Raw genomic sequence first — 21,167 nt, forward strand, 5'->3', positions numbered from 1 at the left:
AGTTTTGAGGATTTAATTGGAGAAATAAATTAAATATTTATTGCTCCTTCAAAAACATTTATCGTCTCCTCAACCAAATTATCCCAACTAAACCTCTTCAAATCCTCGCGCGCTTGTTTGGCTAATTTTCCCGCCAAATCTGGCTTATCCAAAATTGAAATAATCGCTTCTAACCATTGTTTCTTATCTCTGTAATCAACCAAAAGCCCCGTCTCCCCGTTCTTAATCGTCTCTGGATTTCCGCCCGCCTTAGTCGTAATAATGGGCGCGCCCATTTTCATCGCCTCTAAAAGCGTGTGCGACATTCCTTCGTAATTTGTGTTTAAAACAAAAACATCCGCCGCGCGCAAGTAGTCAACAACCTCCCGCCGACCCAATTTTCCCGCAAAAAAAACGCTTTCCCGCAAACCAAGCTCCTTGCTCATTTTTTTCAAATTTTCCATTTCTGGTCCTTGCCCGACAACAACAAATTTAATCTTTTTGTACCTTTCAACCAACTGCGGCATAATTTCAATAATCGTATCCACGCCCTTCCAAGGCGCCAGCCGGGCCACCGTCAAAATCATTTTACCCTCATTCGGAGGTCGAACCTCCGAATTTTCTGTCGTATCTAAAAAATCAATTGAATTGTAAATAACTTTAATTTTTTCGCCAGCAACGCCAATTTGTTCAGCCAATTTTTCCAAAAAATGACTGACGACAATAACTCGGTCTGAACTCATTAATATTTTTCTTCTGATTTTCTTCCTTAATTCTATTCTCCAAGAATATTTTTTTTCCTGAAAAACCGCAATATCGTCATCGCCAATCAATCCGCGCGCTGAAGCGATTTCCCAAGCCGAATCTCCGACAAATCTATTGACCAGCGGCTTTCTCAAAACTTTTTTAAGCGCCAAACCTGTCAATCCAGCCGTATATAAATCGTAACTATAAACAATATCCGACCTCGAAGCCAAAACAAATCCGCTTATTAAATAAAGAAAACTTTTCAAAAAAGCGGGCCATTTATTAGAAATTCTTTTAACAAAATAAGGATACTGAACGCCATCCGCTTCGCCAAACGACAAAACGCGAATTGTGTATCCTTTCTTAATCAACTCCCGCGCCAAAGCGTCCAGCTGCGTCGCCGGCCCCCCAATATCAGGAGGAAAAACCCCGCTCAAAATTAAAATCCTATTTTTCTTCATTAGTAATTTTCAAAAAAATCCGCTCCATCTCCCTACCTATTTTATCCCAATCATATTTCTCCCTAACCAATCTTAGCCCATTGTCTGTCAAAATTTTTCTTAATTCCCCATCCTCTAAAATCTTTTTAATTTTTTCGGCGATACTTTGGGGATTTTGAACTTCGCAAAATAAACCTGTCTCGCCATCTTCCAAAAAATCGGGAATGCCGCCAACGAGCGTTCCAATTACGGGCAAACCTGAAGCCATCGCTTCCAGAAAAACATTTCCCAGTCCTTCCGACAAAGAAGGTCTGACAAAAACATCCGCCATAGAATAATATTTAGGCAAATCGCTATGGCTAATATGCCCAAGAAATAATACTTTATCTTGAAGATTTAATTCCTCCGCCAAGTTCTTTAATTTTTTTTCATCAGGCCCTTCGCCGGCAATCAAAATCTTAAAAGGAAAATCCAAATATCGCCCCGCCCCAATCAAATCCTCAACCCCATTCTTCCCAACCAACCGCGAAACCGTCAAAATCAGTTTTTTATTATCTTTAATCTTTAATTTGTTTTTGAAATCTTTAATTGAAAATTTAGTAATGTCCACCCCATTAGGAATCACCTCGCCCGCTTTCGCCCCCATTTTTAACGCCCAATCATACAAAAAGCCGCTAATCGCCTGAAAATAGTCCGCTCTCTGAAAAATCTGCTCAAACCATTTCTTAAAAACTCCGACTCTTCCCAAAATATACTCCGGCGTATCGCCTTCTTGTAGAGTCAAAAGCCATGGTTTGTTTGGATATTTTTTCTTAAACCGCAAACCCAAAAATCCGCCAAAGGAAGCCATAATTGACCATGTCAAATCATAATTGTTTTCCTTTTCCAATTGCTTCGCCTTCTGAAGCCCTAAAAAAGGCAAAAGATATTTATCAAAACCAAAGCCAAAACCAATCCGATAGATATTAACATTACCCACCCTCTCAAAATCAGCCAACCCGCGCTTGATTTTGGCAGTAATCATATCAAACCGCCAATCGGGCAGCCGTTTCGTAATCTCATCAACGGCCACCTCCGCCCCCCCGACCAAAGGCAAATACGCTGTGGAAAAAACAAGTATTTTCTTATTCACATTTTTATGCTTGACAAGCGATTAATTTATTGATACCCTATTTAATAAGGAATTGCTTCCAAGTTGAACTGTGGCGTTTATCGTCGCGTTTCCGTAAGGAATAAACTTGGAAGTTTTTTATTTGGGCCAAATTTGCACATAAATTTCTCTATGAGCGACAATTTTTCTATAATCTTTAGCAAATTTTTTATTTTTCTGGATAGATCTGTTTATAACACCAGCAACATAGTCAGCCAATTGCAACAAATTATTGCTTTCCGACCTCTGCATTTTTAACTTTTTTATCAATTTTTTATCCCCTTCATTCATTCTTTTTCTTAGGTATTTTGTTAATTGCCTTCTAAAATCTAAATTGCCGCTCTTATCAACTACAATAATAGCGTTCTCTAATTTGTCTTTCGCGTTCTGAAAAACTAATCCGCATGCGTATTTATAAAATGACTCTTTGTTGCGAAACCCATCGCCCCATAATTTTTTAGGGTCTTTGTTAATAACAACTCCATAATAAAAGAAATTATAAGGAGCAACGGCCTGTAAAAATGCTCTGCGAACTTTATCAGAATTTCTTTTGAAGTGGAATTCGCTATTGTCAGACCATCCTAATTCTTTTTTCAAAAGAGCAATTTTTTGGTCGCAAAATAATGCTTCCTCTCTGTCTTCAAAAACAACCAAGGCAATCGTAAAAAATTTACTAGAACCTTTTTCTGTTTTCAAACCAGAATCCCCAGATTCATCAATAAAAATTAACATCTTAAAACTTGATTATAAACCACATTAAGTTTAATATACTATAAAATGACCCAAAAATCAATTTTATACATCATCACCAAATCGGTCTGGGGCGGCGCGGCAAAATATGTCTATGATTTAGCGACTCATCTTCCAAAAAGCGAATTTCAGATTACTGTCGCCGCGGGCGGAAAGGAAAAATTCGCCCAAAAAATAGCCCAAGCCCAAATTCCTTATATTGAAATAGCAAATTTCCAACGCCAAATTAGTTTTTTTAGAGAATTTTTCGCTTTTTTTGAAATCTTATCCCTTCTTTCCCGACTAAAACCCGATATTATTCATGTTAACAGTTCCAAAGCGGGAGGCGTTGTCGGCGCGGCCGCCTGGTTTTATAAAATTTTCAGCCGGCGCTCGCCTCGCCTTATCTTCACCGCCCACGGATGGGCTTTTTCGGAAGACCGACCCAAAATACAAATTATTTTAATTAAAATAATTAGCAGAATAACCGCTTTGTTTTACCATCAAATAATCTGCGTTTCCGAATACGATCGCCAAACCGCCCTCAAAAACAAAATCGCCCCGGCGCGCAAACTAAAAACAATCCACAACGGAATTGATTTTGAAGCAATCTCATTTCTCCCCCGCGAAGAAGCCCAAAGAAAACTAATCAACAAAACCTCACCCTTAGTCATCGGAACAATCGCCGAATGGACAAAAAACAAAGGGTTAAAATACCTCTTAGAAGCGGTTAAAAAAATTAAAGATAAAGAATTTGATATAATTTTTATCGGCAGCGGAGAAAATCCCGACAAAAAACAAATCCAAGAATTAGTTGAAAAACACCCCCTCAAAAAAAATATCCACCTAATTGAATTCGTTGAAAACGCCGCCGCCTATCTCAAGGCATTTGACATTTTCGTCCTCCCCTCCCTCAAAGAAGGCCTGCCCTACACTATCTTAGAAGCCATGGCTGCTGAAGTGCCAATTATAGCCACTAATGTTGGTGGAATACCAGAAATACTTTCTTTAAATTTAATCCAACCAAAAAACAGCCAACAATTGGCTGAAAAAATTAAATACTTTATTAATAACCGCGAAAATATCAAACAAAAAATATCAAGCAAATTCTCTCTCGAAAAAATGGTCAAAGAAACAAAAGAACTTTATTAGATCTCAAAAATGAAAATTATCCTCGTTTCTCCCTCATTCAATGTTCACACGATCGCGCCTCCTTTGGGGTTGGGCTACATCGCTTCAGTCCTTTTGGATAACGGCCATCAAGTTGAAATCCTGGATCCTTCAAGAAAAAAACTGTCTCTTGATGATGTCGCGGAAATTATAATCTCCGCGAACCCTGATGTCTTGGGCTTAAGCATTCTTACCTCCAGATACAACGCCAGCAAAGAATTAATCGCTAAAGTTAAAGAAAAGTCGCCTCAAATTAAAACTATTGTTGGCGGAGCCCATATTTCCGCCCTGCCCGAAATATCAGTTAAAGACATTAAAGCCGATTACGGCGCGATAGGAGAAGGAGAATATATTTTACTTGAACTTTTAGAACATCTTCAAGGAAAGAGAAAATTGGAAGATATTCTTGGTCTTGTCTATTGGCAAAACGAAATCATTAAAATCAATCCCCGAAGACCCAATATTGAAAACTTGGATTCAATTCCCTTTCCAGCCTGGCATCTGATGGATCCCCGAGAATATCCACCTATGCCCCATCAATTCTTTTTTAAAAAGTATCCCGTGGCTCCGATCATGACCACGCGGGGTTGCCCTCATCTTTGCAGTTTTTGCGCGGCGGAATCAATTTGGGGCAGAAAATACAGAACCAGAAGCGTTAAAAATATTGTTGATGAAATTGAACTATTAGTCACTAAATATGGCGTTAAAGAAATACATATTGAAGACGATAATTTTACTTTAATTAAAAAACACGCCTTAGATGTTTGCAACGAAATCATCAGACGAAAATTAAACATTGTCTGGAAATGCCCCAATGGCGTTCGGGCTGACAGTTTAGATGAAGAATTGCTGGCGAAAATGAAAGAATCTGGTTGTTATCAATTGGCTTTTGGCATTGAATCGGGCAATCAAGAAATACTTAACAGCGTTAATAAGCGGCTTGATCTTAAAATCATACCGGGAGCGGTTAAAAGAGCCAAAGCGGCTGGGTTGGAAGTCCACGGGTTCTTTATGATTGGCTTTCCAGGCGAAACATACCAAACAGCCATGGACACAATCAAGTTTTCCAGATCCATCGGTCTTGATGTGGCCAATTATGCCACTTTGGCTTACTTGCCCGGGTCGGCTGTCTTTAAAGAATGGATCAAAAATAAAAAGACTGAGTCCATGGATTGGGGCAGTTTTAATTACTACACGCCCCAAGACACAGTCGGTCTTACTGCGGATCAACTTAAAAAAATTCAAAGAAAAGCCCTTCTCCGATTTTACTTCTCGCCCAAGGTCTTAATCAGCCACCTTTTGAAATTAAAACTCAAACAGATACCTTACTTGCCTCGAGCCATCTTTGATTATTTGATTGGAAATTAAAAAATTTAGCCAAACAAAAAACGCGCGACAAACTATTTTTTATACTTCCCCGCCAAAACATCTTGGATAAACAAATCCGCTTGTTTAGCGTGATCCTCGCCAAATTTTTTTGTCTTCTCCGCTGCTTCAATTGCTTTATCGTTTTCTCCTAAATACGCGTAAGACAAAGCAATATTTATTAAATAATTTGGATTATCGGGGTATATTTTCAATAATTCGTTGTAAAAAATGGCTGTCCATTTATAATCGCCCGAGTGGATGGCAGAATTAGCCATTCTTTCCAATGGTTCTTTTTGGCGATAAGCCAAACTATACTCATCCATTTTATCCAAATATGGCTGAACCTGCCCGCTTTCGCCCGTCACAAACAAAACCATAATCATATTAATGTATGATTCAACTACTTGGTCATTGAGATTAATCGCTTTTTGCATGTTGGCTCTTGATCGCGCGAAATATTCTTTCGCTTTTTCTTCTTCGCCCAAAGAATGATAGTATTTCCCCAAATAAATTTGGCTATATCCCATTTCGTAATATATTTGCGGCCTGGTCGGGCTTAATTCCGCCGATTTTCCAAGTAAAGTTAACGCCTTATCCAACCGTCCAACATTAAACTGATATGTCTTATTAAGAAACCTAGCGAACATCAAATAATTGCGCGCGCTTATCTTCTCTTCCACTTGTTTGTCAAATTCTTGCTCCGTTCTAAAGGCAGCTTGCTTGATCCAATCATCGTCCAAACCGCTTGAATTTCCAACCATCCCCGCGACAAACTCGCCTAATTGCTGCTGATATTCCTGATTGTTAGGCGTTCCCATTTCAATCACTTCAATAAATTTATTATACGCCTCCTGCGGTTTCTGCGCTCTCGCGTAGATCATCGCGTCAATCAGTCCCTTGTTAGCGGAAGCAGGTTTAATGTTGGCGCTAAACAAAACAGGCAAAAAAGCGATTACCCCAATAGTTAATAAAACCAAATACGGTTTTTTTGATTGGGAAAAACTCTTGGCGTAATCAGGGCAAAATTGTGACAAAAAAGCAATCGTGATAAATAATGGAATATATGTCACCAGCGCTTCAAAAATAAAAAAGTTTTGAATAAAATACGCGATCATAATCAAACTGAAAATAAGAGGAACTATAAACCTATCCGAAATTTTGCTTTGATAAAAATATCTCCAAACATAAATCAGAGGGATAAACAACAAACTTAAGTATAAAATCAAACCAATTAACCCGCCTGTAACCAGTCTGTCAGCGATGATATTATGACCGCGGTCAAACCAAACCACCGAACCCGCCTTGCGATAAATCTTAGGATTAAAATACTTATCAAAAACCTGATAAAAATTTTCGTATCCATAACCCAAAAATGGCTTTTCTTTAAACCCCCAATAGGCCGCTTGCCATGTCATTAAACGGTTTTCAGCCGTGGTATCAGTAAAAGAAATACTGGTCGCCCTCCTTAAAACATCGCTATTAACCACCCAATCGGCTTTTTTAAATAAAAAAGCGCAACTAGTAAAAATTATCCCCAAAAGCAATATTAAAATAGCGCTGTTTCTAATAAGAATGTTTTTTCTAAAACGGACGAAAGCCAAATAAACAGTAAAGGCAAAAAGAGAAAGCCCTAAAGCCATAATGCCCCCGCGAGTCAAAGTATTCAAAACAATAAATATCTGTAAAAGAATTCCTAAAACATAATACGAACGGAGACAAATGTTTTTTCTTAAAAAAAACAAAATCAAGCCAAAAAATATATTAAAATTTAAATACCCCGCCACATATCCAGCATTGCCAAGCGTTGAAGCCAGCCGCGCGCCGCCCGCCGATCCCATTATCCAACTAACATCTAAATATTGACCCAAAGCAAACAAACTAACCAAAATGCCGCTTAAAAATGACGCCTCAAAAATTATCAGCCAATCTTTTGTTTTTCGGAAAAAACCGCTTAAAACTAAAAGAAATAGAAAAAGGTGCAAAAGCAAAACTAATCCCTCGCTTCTTTCATTATTGCTCCAAAAACTCAAATAAAAATTACTTCCTAAAAAAGAAGAAGCAAAAACAGTCGCGATATACAGAGAAAATAGAATTAAAGCCAAATTTAGTTTGGGCCGATATTCTTTCTTCAAAACAGCCAATCCTAAAAAGGCCAAAAAAATCATTTCAACAATAACCTTAAAAGCCAATGTTTTTGGAACAATATATGGAAAAAAATAATTGCTTTTAACAATTAAAGGAATAAAGCAAATTCCAACCAACCCCGCCCAGATAATATATTTTAAAAATTTTTCCATAAGTAAAAAAATTATTTTCTTATTTATATATTACCAGAAAAAAATATTTTTACAATAAAAAATTAAAAAGCAAGCCCAAAACAGACCTGCCTTTTAACTTTTTATTAGCTTTATTATTGCTTAGCCGCGTAGCCGCCAGTATCTCCGCCATAGCACCATCCTGTGACGCTATTGACAGTAATCTTATACCATCCATTCTGTTCATCAAGCAAATCATAGACCTCTCCTTCAGAAACATTAGTCAAAATTTCTCCCTCTGTGGAAGGCAAATTTCTTACTCTTAAAGTGGATACTTTAATAATAATGGTTTCTGAACTTGATACTTCTCCTTCCGTAATATCCGCGCCGGTCGCGTAAGCGTTTCTGTCGGTTTCGTTAATCTCGTAAATAGAATCTGAATCGTGCCCTCGGTTGGCAAACCGCGCCGCGGTCATATTCATCCATCGCTTTGTTCCAGTATCTCCGCTGGCGATTAGTTGATAGACCTTAGAATCGCCAACTGCTCTAACTAAATCGGAAACAGTATACTCATTCATAACTGATTGAGCGACATCTTTAACATCATCCCATGGACTTCCATTTCCATTCTTATCAAAGTGCTCGTAACTCTCAAAAACATGAGGGCTTAAGATTAAGCGCTTGAACATTTTGCCATTTGCCAATTTAACAATATAGATGTCAAATTGAGCCATACCAGAGGCGTTTGGATTGCGGATAAGATCGCCATCAATGATAGTTGTTGGCGCCTCTTCAACTAATTCTTCTTCATCTTCTGTCCCTTCTGTTAATCCCATAACGGCAAAATAGGTAAAGTGATCCGTTTCAGCCGTTAAAGTATTAGTTTCCGCGTTAACTGTTGTTACAAGAGCAACCCATTGCGAAGTTGATTCTTTCCAATAAAATACTCTTAAGTTTGATTCATTTAATCCGCTGATTTGTTCATCAGTGTAAGTGAAAGTCAAAGTTAATGTTTGGTTAAAATTAGTTATTGCTTGCGTGCCGGAAGTTGCTGTAAAATCATATATATACCCGCCAACAACACTTCTGCTGGATGGGGTTGGTCTTGAAGCAGTAACTGTTCCTTCAGATTCAGCTGTTATAAGGATGTTTGTGGAAACGCTCACTGCCCCGATTGGCAAACTAACAGCCGCTGTGGCATTTTGGTCAGTCGTTAAAGTGGTCTTTCCGCCGCCGCCAGCCGTCGCCGTCACCGCGCCTGTGGTTGTCGTTGGAGTGGTCGGAGTTGCTGGTACAGCAACGCCGCCTCCACCGCCACTTCCGCCAGAAGGCGGATCAGTGCTCGCGCAAACCTCACTTGAAGGAGTAACTGTCAAACTTGCTACCGGAGCTCCTGTAGCGCTTATTTCAGAATATGTATTATTGCACGAAACAGCTAAAATATCGCCAGTAGTATTTAAGATTTTTCTATCATAAGACCTGATTGTTAGTGTTGAATTTGTTGATAAACTAAAAACAATATTATTAGCGCCAACGACCATATCGTCAACTATTGATTCGTCTTGAATTACAAGTGTAACGCCACCAACTTCAATATTAGTATTAGCGTCAAAAATCATTTGATCTGCCACAGCTCCAACCGTCATTGGCGCAATCAGTAAAGCTAAAATTGTTATTACAATTTTTTTCATATTTGTTTCTAATGATAAATAATATTTATCTTATTGCTTGCCAAAAGAATGTTCGAACACCCGTAGATGTTCCTTCAATACTGCCAGTATTATATATCCTTAAGGAAATCTCATTAGAGATCGTGGAGGAAGCGGCTTGGATAATAAAGTTTTCTGGCAAAGAACTGGTTGCGGTAACAAATATATTATCACCGGATGCTACCCCAGTCGCGGAAGCGCACTCAGCATAAGCAGTGCTTGAAGCATTAACTGTAGTAGCGGCAATATTACAAGTGCCAAACATAAATTTAGTAATCGTATTGCCGCCACCAATGTCAAAAGTTCCATCAACATCAGCATTTCCGCCAACATGAAGCGTTCCTTGAGTATTTAGCGCCTCCGTAGTAGTGGCTAAACCACCAATCTCTACATCATCCGCGACATATAAATCACCGCCGCTGAAATCAAAAGTACCTTCAACGCCATCCGGACCGATATACAGATAATCTGTAGTAGTGGCTGAAGTAGACGTAGCGTGGTCAAAAGTCGCTAAACCGGTCACATTTAATGTGCTGTAAAACGAAGCCGCGCCAGTGAAAAGCGAAGTGCTGGTAGCTTGCAAGGCCCCATCTAAATAAGTAACTCCGCCAACATTTACATCATTTGCAACAAATAAATCTCCTGCCGTAAAATTCATATTAGAATCTTCAGTAAAATCTGGACCGATATATAGATAATCTGTAGTAGTGGCTGAAGTAGAAGTAGCGTGGTCAAAAGTCGCTAATCCAGTGAAAGTTGACGCGCCAGTAACAGTTAATGTCCCGGCTGTTTCAATATTAGCGCCAATTGTAGTAGCGGCATAAACGCTTATAGTAACCAAAAAAACAGAAATAAAAACACTCAATAAACTAGATAAGAAACGATGACTTTTAATAAATTTTTCCATATTTCAATTAATTATTATTTTCTTATTGTTATTTACTATGGGTTAATAAACAACAATAAATAACATTAAATTAATAAACTATTTTTCGACCTTTTTTATATATAATAATCAAGAACGCAAACCAACCTCCTTGTGTCTCTGTTTATTCTGATACCCATGTGAATTATAGCACAAGAACAAAAATTAAAAAAACTGCCAATTGTGGATAAGTTGATTAAATAAACTAAACCCCCCTCGCAAGAAATCAAGGGTTTTTAGCGTCTACTAATCCAATTTAATGTTAGTAATAGCGCGATTAATTTAATGTCCTTCTAATTCAATTAATTCTTGTTTTAAAACCGCGTTATCAGGTTCAATCTCTAACGCTTGTTCTAAATAATCAATTGCTTTGGGTATATTATTTTCTTGCGTAAAATAACTGGCTAAATAAGTATAAAAATCAATATTCCCGGGATATTCTTTGATTCCGCTCAATATCAATGACTCTATCTCATTTTTTTTCTCTGGAAAATCGCTTCTATACAAATCGGCTAATGAGCGATAATATTGGGAACGCCAAGGATGCAATTCAATCGCCTTTTTGTAATAATCAACGGCCTTTGATTTCTCCTCCCAAAAAGAACCGTATAATTCGCCCAAGTTAGCGTGAGCCGGAGCAAAACTTGGTTCTATCTCTATAATTTGAAGAAAAACGACTTCTGCTTTTTCATATTCTTCCAACATCATATAGATATTGCCCACTTTTAAGAGAGTATTATAATCATTTGGATTGTTTTCTAATGAAGAATTGAGCCGACTTAATTCGGCAAATAATCTATCTATCTGTTCCTGGTCGTATCCAATCGCCAAATACTTTTCAAAATCCCAAGTTTCTTCAACCGTTGGTTGGCTCTTGCTTGAAAAGAAATAATCTTTAAACAAAAAAACTGTCGCCCCTGCCGAGCATAAAAAAAATACAATTAATAAAATAATAAATTTTTTGTTCATTAGAACTAATTTTAAATGAATTTAATCAAAAAGTAAAGAGCCCCGAAGGGCTCTTTACTCTCATGCTAACAAGAAATTAGCATTTTTACTCGTACAATGTCTGTGGCGAAGAGGTCGTCTGTAATCCTTCGATTAAGTAACCATTCCACCATTGAGCAACTGTAGTCGTAGCGTTTGAGTTGGCGCCATAGTGAGTGCTATTGTTAGACCAGAGATCTGACCAAACAAAGTTGCCTTGATTGTCCTCGCTATAAGAATTTGAGTTATTCAAGACAACAGCAGCTTCGGCGGTAGTAGTAGCCGTATCTCCGCATAGATAAGTGGAAATACTTTCGCCTGTAGTGGCGTCTAATCCGGTAATTGTGCCAACCATCAATTGGAACCTAGCCGTATCGCCAGCCGGGACAACATAAGGCATAAATGTCTGTGTAGCCGTATTCTTCCCGTGCAAGTCGTAATGGAAAGATTCAGCCCAAGTGCTGTTATCGTTAACCATTGTTCCATCGTTGCCAGCCGAAACCGTGCTATAAGAGGTCTCTCCGCTCAACTTGGCCTGAAGATAAGCTCCATTAACATTGATGTCGCCTCCGCCGCTTGTGGCCGTCCAGAAGTTCAATTGAGATACAGCGATTGCTTCGGTCGTGTCATTCGCTATGTTGAAGTCAAACATAACTGCGCTGCTCTGTAACGCGGTCGCGCTCAAAGTGTTTAAGCTAACCTTTGGCTGCGCTAAATGAAGAGTCATCGCGCTACTCGTGCTTTGAGTATAGGTTTCTGACGCTTCGCTGCCCGAAGCCGCGCCATAGCCCTTAATGCCATCAGTTCCGCCTAATCCAACTTTGATGTCGGCTCCTGACGCGCCGGTCTGACCAGTGCCAATACCAGCTAATTTTGCCTTAACATAAATAACCAATCCTGCAGTGCTGTCCTTAGGAACTTGCAAAATACCTTTGCTGAATGACCATGTTCTGGTGGTCTGTCCAGTTGAAATGTTTCCAGAAGCAAACGCCGTGCTTTCTCCAGCTTTATAGAGATAGAACATTGTTACATCATCTGAATCGCCAGCAACTGTTCCGTTGGCTGTTCCGCCATCTTGCAAATTAAGCACTAATTGAGTTACATCAATATTTTCATTGCTAGCGGTTAACTTGATTCTGGCAACTTCAACGGTCTCGCCGGCCGTGACTATCTTTGACGAAGGAGTGCCTGAATCCAAATTAATAGTCAAAGTGCCAGACGCGGCAGAAGTCATAGTCGGACCATCATCTTCTGTTAATGTTTCAGTAACTGTATTCCCGGTTGTTACGCCATAAGCAATAATAGAAGCTCCGCCATTATCTGTTAATCCCCAATTTTCCGTAGCGTTAGAAGCAACTGATGTTTTATTACCCATCAGAGCGATATTAACGCTTGTTCCAGCGGCAATAATAATCGCGTCGCTGAAAGCGAATGTTGAGGTAGCCAACGCGCTTGCGATAGCGCTATTGATCGGCGAATATGCCACATCCGAACCGTCATCCCAAACAGCGTCTCCGTCAACATCCTTAAATATAGTTAAGGAACCCGTATTTGTAGCCGCCTGCCCTCTGCCAGCCATAAGAATTGAAGTTACTCTAATGTCTTCTCCTGAAGAAGTAGCATCAAATGTCCACGAGGACAAAACAACATTATTCTGACCAGCAATGATTGTGGCAGCCGCAGGCAAAGCGTTTCTAGTTACTGTCAAAGAAGCCGCTTTAACTGTCTGAGTGTTTCCATTAACAGCTGAAGACGGGGTGCCTGTAATACTATTTCCCGTTACATCGCCAGTAGCTGTAAAGCCGGAAGGGGTAATACTCACATAAATAGTATCATCGCTTGCCCAACCGCCGCTTGTGGACAAATCACCTCTAACCTTATAGACAGTATCGCCAACCGGCACGGTAAATGTGTCTGTCCATGCAACTGTTACGGCATTATTGGTAATATCGGTCGGACCCGCGACAGCATTGCCGCTTGGGTCAACTAATTCCAAACCGGACAAAGCGTCCTTAATGTGAGTAAGCGCGCCCGAAGAGGTAATAGTCAATGTGACAGCGCTAATAGTAACTGGTTCGCCGGTTACGGTAAACTTATACGCGCCGAGATATTGGTTGTTGCCAACCGCGATATTCCCAGATGATACATCGTTGCTTTTTGTAACTTGCAATGTTCCATTGCCAATTACAAATTCATTATCACTTAAGCGAGGATTTGTAGCGCTAGAGCCAGTGCCACTATATGTCGGAGTAATGTTGTATCCATAAGTTAAGCCCTTAACCAATAAATCAGTATTTCTGTAAATAGCTAATTTAACAGTTCTAGCAGAACCATCCGCAACAGTCGCTTTAACCTGGAACTGATTCGTCTGTCCTTTGTCAAGAGTAATTGTGCCAAAACTAAAGTTGACATATTTACTGCTCGCCACAACGCCATCAGCAATCTTTGTTCCGTCCTGCAATAACTCAAAATCAACAAGATCGCTTCCTAAACTCGCGCTTCCTTCTTGGTAAACTTTTACCTGGCTGAATTCAACTTTTTCATCCGAGCCCGCCGCAACCTGGAATGAGAAGAAAGTATAATCTTCTTTTCCTACTGGAGTGGGAGAAGCCGTTGTCGAAGAAGCGTTTCTGTAAGCGCCTTGCGAAATCGTCGCTGTGCCAATCGTAATTGTGCTGTTGATGGTCATCGTATTGCCGGTAAGAGGCAATGAAGCGTTCAATGTCGCGCTATCTTTCAATGTCAAACCAGATAAAGCCAAAGCGGGAACCTCGCCAGCGTAACTAGCCAAAGTCGCTTTCGCGGCCATGTTTCCAGCCAGAATAACTGACTTGGTTGTGCCATTGGCAATCGTGAAGTCATCGGTAAAGGTCGCTTCGTGCAAAGAGTTAAAGGTTTTGCTCGTATTATTGAGAGGTAAGTTTGTGCTTGCGTCAATAATATCTATTGAGCTAAAGCTCAAATCATTAGCCAAACTAACTCTTTGAACAACCAACGAATCAACGATGACATCGCCGCCAGTCGCGGTCAAATTAACCTTGGTAAAGGCCAATCTCGCCGCTCCGCCAACCGCAATACCTGCCGCTGGAGTGTCAGCCGCTAAGGTAACTCCTAAAGTCCCTACGCTCGCAACTGCTCCGGGCGGGAAAACCGTGCTCGCGTTCGCAACATCGGCTCCTGCCGTGTATCCTGCTGTGTCGGTGCCGTTAATCGTGTAAATCGCGTCAGCGTCAAAAACCGCCAAAAACTCCGCGGCAGTCATATTGAGCCAATACTTATTACCGTCATCAGCGCCATCCGCGGCGTACAATCTGTAAACTTTGTCATTTCCATCTTCTCTGACTAAATCGGTCGTGGTGAGGGAATCCATGGTTGCTTGATCAACATCCATAACATCATCCCAGTTGTCACCATTTCCGTTTTTATCAAAGTGCATATAACTCTCAAACACATGAGGAGATAGAATTAATCTCTTGAAACTTTTATCACCAACTATCTTGACGATATAAATGTCAAGTTGAGCCATGCCTTCAGCATTAGGATTGCGAACTAAATCGCCGTCCACAACGCTTACAGCGCCAACGCTCGCGATCGGGGCTAACATAGCGATTCCCGAAAGAAAACATATGGTGGTAATAGAAGTAAAAATAGAAACTGATTTCTTTAATATTTTACTCATTAATCTGTTTAATTTTAATCTCTAAGATTAGCTAATTCATATGGTATTAGATAACCTTATTCGATCTTTTTTCGTTTCTCAGCCATATCGACCTGAAAACAAATTATTTTACGGCTGACTAATTTATAACTCATACAAGTCCGACTGTCAAGGATTTCGACCCCTCAACAACCAAACCCCAAATTTTTAAATGTAGGGGGCTGCCCCCCGCAACGGGGGCAGCCCCCATCTTTACTGTTTGGGGGGCAGCCCCCATCTTAACTACTCACAAACATTAATCACCTCTTCCGTCGTTGTCGTTCCTCCCGTCTCCAATTCTCTCAAAAAGGTAAGTATCTCATAACCCGGCGTTGTCGTCCCCATTCCCTCTTCTCCATCAACCAACAAAACAGCCAAAATCTGCTGCCCAATATCCTTAATCGTCTCATCCGCTTCCACTAATTCATTCTTAATATCAGAAGACGCGTTTTCCTTAACTTTATCCAAATCCTCCTTAATCTGCTTCGTTCTGATTACAACCGCGACCGCTTCTTCTTTTGAAATTTTATCAATATCTTGGCTGAAATTAGCCAAATTTCCTTTGAAATCAACAACTACCTTTCTCGCTTTTGCGTCCGATTCGCCTGAAACAAGGGAATTTTTCGTTATTTTCGTCAATTCTTCCAACCGACGGCAAGCGAAATCCGCCTGCAATTGGCTCTTTTCTCCACCTAATAAAGCCGCGCTTTGAACGCTTTCACCCGCTCTTTTAACGGAATAAAGCAATTCCCCAGGCAAACTCATTTGCGCCGCCTTTAAGGTCATCCAAGGTCCTCCAATAAAAATCAAAGCCAGACAAGCCGCCAAAGCCATTGACTGCGTTTGTCTAATCCATTCAAAAAAGCCAACTGGCTCATCAAAGCCAATCTTCGCCATCAAATCCCGTCGCGCCAAATCAACCCATTCTCCCGATGGCTCAACTTTCCGCAATCCCTTGATTTTTTTAATTAAATCTCTATCTCTTGTCTCCATACTAAGTATGACGAACCCCCGCTCATTTTGTTACACAGTAAGGGGGGAAAGATGGGGGCTGCCCCCGTTGCGGGGGCAGCCCCCATCGGGGAAATCGGGGGCAGCCCCCATCTTCTAGGCATCGGGGGCTGCTCCCGCAACGGGGGCAGCCCCCATCTTACACTTCAACTCCTTCAACGCCCTATGAATCAACACCCTAACCGTTCCTTCGGGCTTTTCTAAAATTTGGGCGATTTCCTTGTTTGAAAAGTCATCCAAATAGCGCCAAATGATAATATTTTGATATTTATTCTCAATCTGACCAAGCGCCTTTTTTACTTCCTCCACATCAGAATCTATATTCAATCGGCTGTTTAAATCAAATTTATCTTCAATTTTAGATAAAATACTGTCTTCTGGGTCCATAATAAGATCCGTCCGCGATTTTTTGCGATAAAAATCAATCACCAAATTATTGGCTATTTTATAAAGCAAAGCCCTTGGATTCTCAATAACTGTCTTATCCGAGCCGTCTTCCGAGACATTCCGCCAAAAACGCAAAAAAACCTCCGAAGTCAAATCCTCCGAGTCCCGAGGCGAACTAACCTTCAAGTAAACAAAACGATAAATCCGCCCCGCATACCTATCATAAATTTTAACAAACTCCCTCTTCTTCATAGGTTTAGAGGGGGGGCAGCCCCCGTTTTTGCGGGGGCAGCCCCCCGATTGGAGAAGGGGGCTGCCCCCGTTGCGGGGGCAGCCCCCAAGAAACTATTCAAAATCAAGTTTTTCCTTAATTTGAAGGTCAACTACCTCCTCTTCTGTAACTCGTTTATACCATTCCGGCGAATTATCCCCCATTATCACCTCTTTGTCGCAAAGCGTTCCTTCGCGCGCTCCGATATAGTCGGGATAACTTGACCATTGATAATCCTCCAACTTACTAACCAAACCCGCAGAAAGAGGATTTAGGTGAATATATGACGAAAGATGCAGAAGATATTCATCTTTATCAATAATCTTACACCCGAATCGACCTTGAAAAAGATGCCCTGTTTTACTATATTTCTTGTTGAAATACATTGAATAACTTGTATGTAAAGATGAAACGAACTTGGAAATAGGCGTTTCTGTATTTTGCCTTATTGCTAAATGAATGTGATTAGGCATTAAGCAATAAAAAACAATTGTAACATTATATTTTTTGTTATATTCTCTTGCTTTCTTTAAATAAAAAATATAATCTTCTTCATCTAAAAAGATATCTTTTTTATTATTACCACGATTATAAACATGGTAATACGCTCCTTCATAGTAAATTCTTGGTTTATATTCTGCCATATGTATTTTGGGGGCTGCCCCCGTTGCGGGGGCAGCCCCCATTTCCACGCGGGGGCTGCCCCCAATTGTTTTCTATACAGTATAGGCGAAAAGAGATAAAACAGCAAGAGTTTTGTTCATTACTCCCCAAATGCGTACAAAGTTCCGTCGTCGGAGGCGATGTAGATTGTTCCTGTGGAATCAATCGCGGCTCCTTGGGAAATGACATCGTTTAATTCTTCGGATTGCCATTTGAGAGAGCCGTCGGGGTTAACCGCGTAAAATGTTTTGCTGTTGGAACCGATGTAAATTGTTCCTTCCTTGTCAATGATTGGCGAGGCGTGAATTTTTCCTTGCGCGTTGAAAGTCCACTTAGTGCTATCATCTGTCTTATTTAAGGCGTGAAGATAATAATCATGACTGCCAACATAGATCACATCTTGCCCAACGACTGGTATTGAATTACTAATCTCGCCAACCTGAACAAGATTAGACCATTTTAGACCACCATCAGATGAATTGAGAGCGTATAAACCATAAATACCGCCAACAAAAATTGTTCCATTATCATCCAAAGCGGGGGCGGTATCAAATGTGCTTGAAGCGCTTTTCCAAACGATGCTTCCGTCTTGAGGGTTAAGGGCGTAGACATTTCTACTGTTGTCGCCAGGACCTATTTGGCTAACAGTATAAATAATTCCATCTGAATCCAAAACTGGCGCTTTGACCCAATCTCCATTACTTAAATCCTGATTTTGCCAAACTAATTCTCCGTTGGGATTGAGGGCGTAAAGACCGTATTTAGAGCCGACATAGATGGTTCCGTCGGAGGTGATTGTTGGTGAGGAGCCGTCGTGAATATTGTATTTCCATTTTAATTGGCCTTCTGAAGATAAAGCGTATAGATAATGATAATTGTCAGATATGTAAATTGTTCCATCCGAAGCGATGGCGGGCGTCTGGATGGTTCCTATGGTTTGAGTGTTATAAAACAATTCCGCTGTTCCTGTGGCGTTGTCAAAGCTAACTTTGTAGAGGTTGCCGCTGCCTGCGCCGATATATATTTCCCCCTTCAAACCAATAACAGGAGACGATGGGCTGCTGCTTCCTAAAATTATTTCCCTCGGAGTACTGGTCGGAGTTCCTGTAGCTGTTCCCGTATTAGAACTTAATCCGCTATGCCGGATATCGCCTTGAAGCATAGGCCAAGCCGTGTCGGCTAATTCAGGGAAGACAGCGTCTGGCTCAATTAAACTTAAAGAATTTTGCGGATTGGGAACGGTTTGCAAAACAAAGTCCTGACTGTTGTCATCTCTGTCTATATTATTCCCGCTCCAATGATGCGCGCCGTTGACCGCCAAAAGTTCCGCCGTAGAACTAGCAAATGCTTGGCGTTCTAAACTACCCCAAGGAAAACTATCAGTATCAACTGGCTTTCCCTCCGCTCCCAAACTATCTTTTCCCCAAGCGATCAAATCAACTGTTTCGTTATCACTTTTTAATAACTTGATTTTGCCTCCTGCGGCGGATAGATCTAAATAAGTCGGATCGCCCGTGGAAAGAGCCATGGCCGTCAAATCTGGCTCCATACCATAAGAATAACCAGCAGAACTAGTAGCGGAAGTTAAGAGATAATAACTATGGCTGGGTAAGTTGAAATTAGGCAAGGAACTAGTTGCTTCGCCGTCAACATTAAAATATATGCGATACCAAGTAGTAGTTGATTGAGACGAAGCGCGTCGCATAGACCAACCGCTCAAATTGATTGGATCATTGGTTGGGTTGTACAATTCAATAAATTCGTCGGTCTTGCGGCTATCGCCCAGCTGAACGGATATTTCGCTAATAACTATATTCTCCGCTATGGCTGATGGGCTGGAAGAGGCGATATTGGAAATTTCAGAAAGATTTCCCATATCATCTTCGGACTTTATTGCCCAGTAATATGTTTTGCTTGGCGTTAAGTTAGATATAGTTAAATTTTCCGTGCTGCTCGCGGAAGACGGCGACGGCTCGCCGACAATATCAGTTGAAGACGCCCAGTTGAGAGCGGTGATTTCGTAGGAAGTGGAGTATCTGATGATGTATGACGAAACAACGATGCTGTCACCCGGGGCAGTCCAGGAGAGGGCGACTGTCCCTCGGGTGACTCCCGAAGTTGCTGACAAGTCGGAAACAACCGACGGGGGAGTCGTGTCAACAATTAAATTTAGCAATACATCCTCGCTTTCGTTTTGAGCCGCGTCAATCGCTTTTACGGCGAGATTGTTTTCGCCTTCCAATAAATCAAGAATGCAATCCCAATCGCCCAATCCGTCCGCGGTTGTCGTTGCTGCCGTTGTTGAGGCGAGGGAGACAGAAACAAGAAAACCAGGTGAAGATGTTCCAATCAAATTGATTTGATTAAAACCCAAAATATCCCCCGAAGCATGAGATGTGATGGAGACCACGGGAACGGAGACGGGGGCTGCCCCCGCAACGGGGGCAGCCCCCGATGCCCCACCCCCAATCGGAAAAGAAAATCCAAAAGGATGAGGAGACGGAACCGCTGGCTCTTCTTCTACCTCTTCTTCAATTTTCTCTTCTTCAACAATAATTATTTCCTCTATTTTCTCTACCTCTTTTACTTCTTTTATTACTTCAACTTCTTTTATTTCCTTTACTTCTTCTATCACTTCTACCTTCTCTATTACTTCTACCTTCTCTATCACTTCTATATTTTTTACTTCCTTAACAACAGGATTATTAACCAATGCCCCGCCAATTCCTGCTGATTGAAATGTTAAACCATTATTTCCGCCAAATAGTTCATCCCAAAAATTCCCAACAACCTCCATCACATATCCAGCATTTATCGGTCTTGTTTCTTCGGGATTGTAATACATAGATTGTTCCCAAGGATATTTAGATGTTCCGCCGCCTAATTCAATAACAAAAATACTTTTGCTCGCTTCTATTTCTTTGCTTTTGCCAAGTTTTGCCAAATGAAGCAAATCTATTCCTAATATGGGCGACTTTGTTAGAGTTATCGCGCCATTAAATTGAGCAATATATTCCTGTGTTATTTCTTTTAGTTTGTAATTGTTATACGCGATTTTATAGCCGTCTTTACTCCATTTTTCTATTCTATCCCACATAAAAAAATTACAAATCTCATCACCTTCCTCATCAACACAAACAGCGTGCGAACCATTGGCAACATAAGCCCAAATATGATTTGTTTTAGGACTTTCAATTTCTGTATCAAAGGTTTTTCTATGATGAGCCGTTCCAACTGTTCTAATAACTTCTTTTGTTTCTTTATCAACAAAGACAAAGACCGCTTCCCAGTCGCTATAGTGTTTATTTTTAACTGTTACTGGATTATTATTGAAAACAAAAAAAGTCCAATACTCATAAACCCAATGGTCGCCCTCGTCTTCTATGTGGTAGAAAACGACAATATTGTTGGTTTTTTCAGCAAAAGAGAGATTATTATATTTCGCTCTAGCTTCCGCTCCTTCAATTTCTTCTCCGTTGACAAAATAAAAATCCAACGGGTCGGTTGGATAATATTGCTCATCAGGGTCAAATTGAAAATTAGGCGCGTAATTTAAGACAGAAGGAGGATTATTCCCGTCATTCTGCCCCAAAACAAAAAAAGCAATCGAGCAAATAAAAAAAACAAAAAGTAAGATATATGACTTTGGAAAATAAAAGTTTTTCATCCAGGATCTTTG

The 21,167-nt window shown here is 40.5% G+C and carries 14 protein-coding genes; 2 read left to right on the top strand and 12 right to left on the bottom strand.

Going from position 1 to position 21,167, the window contains the following annotated elements; genetic code table 11:
• Nucleotides 1-29: 29 nt before the first annotated feature.
• The 3 genes from KKF19_00750 to KKF19_00760 form a co-directional block, all read right to left on the bottom strand.
• Nucleotides 30-1,187, bottom strand: coding sequence for a glycosyltransferase family 4 protein (locus KKF19_00750; protein ID MBU2579490.1), 1,158 nt, complete (start codon nt 1,185-1,187; stop codon nt 30-32).
• Nucleotides 1,174-2,298: a glycosyltransferase family 4 protein gene (locus KKF19_00755; GenBank protein ID MBU2579491.1), complete on the bottom strand. Its 1,125-nt coding sequence runs from the start codon at nt 2,296-2,298 to the stop codon at nt 1,174-1,176. Before KKF19_00755 ends, KKF19_00750 begins: the two co-directional genes overlap by 14 nt.
• A 117-nt stretch (nt 2,299-2,415) precedes the next feature.
• Nucleotides 2,416-3,048, bottom strand: coding sequence for a DUF3800 domain-containing protein (locus KKF19_00760; protein MBU2579492.1), 633 nt, complete (start codon nt 3,046-3,048; stop codon nt 2,416-2,418).
• A 45-nt stretch (nt 3,049-3,093) separates the two neighbouring features.
• On the opposite strand from KKF19_00760, the gene KKF19_00765 reads away from it, so the two are divergent.
• Nucleotides 3,094-4,197: a glycosyltransferase gene (locus KKF19_00765; GenBank protein ID MBU2579493.1), complete on the top strand. Its 1,104-nt coding sequence runs from the start codon at nt 3,094-3,096 to the stop codon at nt 4,195-4,197.
• Between the two features lie 9 nt (nt 4,198-4,206).
• Nucleotides 4,207-5,583 (top strand): B12-binding domain-containing radical SAM protein, encoded by a 1,377-nt coding sequence (locus KKF19_00770; protein MBU2579494.1) that lies wholly within the window; start codon nt 4,207-4,209, stop codon nt 5,581-5,583.
• 32 nt (nt 5,584-5,615) lie between these two features.
• On the opposite strand, the gene KKF19_00775 is transcribed toward KKF19_00770, so the two are convergent.
• The 9 genes from KKF19_00775 to KKF19_00815 all read right to left on the bottom strand — a co-directional run bounded on the left by KKF19_00775 (nt 5,616) and on the right by KKF19_00815 (nt 21,155).
• The gene (locus KKF19_00775; protein ID MBU2579495.1) at nt 5,616-7,880 is read right to left on the bottom strand and encodes an O-antigen ligase family protein; all 2,265 of its coding nucleotides are present in this window, start codon (nt 7,878-7,880) and stop codon (nt 5,616-5,618) included.
• A gap of 113 nt (nt 7,881-7,993) precedes the next feature.
• On the bottom strand, nt 7,994-9,529 hold the full coding sequence (locus tag KKF19_00780) for an SH3 domain-containing protein (protein ID MBU2579496.1): 1,536 nt from the start codon (nt 9,527-9,529) through the stop codon (nt 7,994-7,996).
• A 25-nt stretch (nt 9,530-9,554) separates the two neighbouring features.
• Entirely contained in the window at nt 9,555-10,454 is a 900-nt protein-coding gene (locus tag KKF19_00785; GenBank protein ID MBU2579497.1) for a hypothetical protein, read from the bottom strand.
• Nucleotides 10,455-10,754: 300 nt separating this feature from the next.
• Complete coding sequence (locus tag KKF19_00790) at nt 10,755-11,441, bottom strand: tetratricopeptide repeat protein (GenBank protein MBU2579498.1); 687 nt, start codon at nt 11,439-11,441, stop codon at nt 10,755-10,757.
• Between the two features lie 85 nt (nt 11,442-11,526).
• Nucleotides 11,527-15,138 carry a hypothetical protein gene (locus KKF19_00795; protein ID MBU2579499.1) on the bottom strand — a complete coding sequence of 1,204 codons (3,612 nt, stop codon included), beginning with the start codon at nt 15,136-15,138 and terminating at the stop codon, nt 11,527-11,529.
• Nucleotides 15,139-15,399: 261 nt separating this feature from the next.
• Nucleotides 15,400-16,149 carry a hypothetical protein gene (locus tag KKF19_00800; GenBank protein MBU2579500.1) on the bottom strand — a complete coding sequence of 250 codons (750 nt, stop codon included), beginning with the start codon at nt 16,147-16,149 and terminating at the stop codon, nt 15,400-15,402.
• Nucleotides 16,150-16,263: 114 nt separating this feature from the next.
• Entirely contained in the window at nt 16,264-16,806 is a 543-nt protein-coding gene (locus KKF19_00805) for an RNA polymerase sigma factor (GenBank protein ID MBU2579501.1), read from the bottom strand.
• A 93-nt stretch (nt 16,807-16,899) separates the two neighbouring features.
• Nucleotides 16,900-17,469, bottom strand: coding sequence for a transposase (locus tag KKF19_00810; GenBank protein ID MBU2579502.1), 570 nt, complete (start codon nt 17,467-17,469; stop codon nt 16,900-16,902).
• A gap of 119 nt (nt 17,470-17,588) precedes the next feature.
• A complete protein-coding gene (locus tag KKF19_00815) occupies nt 17,589-21,155 on the bottom strand; it encodes a PQQ-binding-like beta-propeller repeat protein (GenBank protein ID MBU2579503.1) in 3,567 nt (1,188 codons plus the stop codon).
• Nucleotides 21,156-21,167: the final 12 nt, after the last annotated feature.

It is taken from the genome of Patescibacteria group bacterium (assembly GCA_018830295.1).
Taxonomy (GTDB): Bacteria; Patescibacteriota; Minisyncoccia; order Portnoybacterales; family UBA2143; genus JAHJSM01.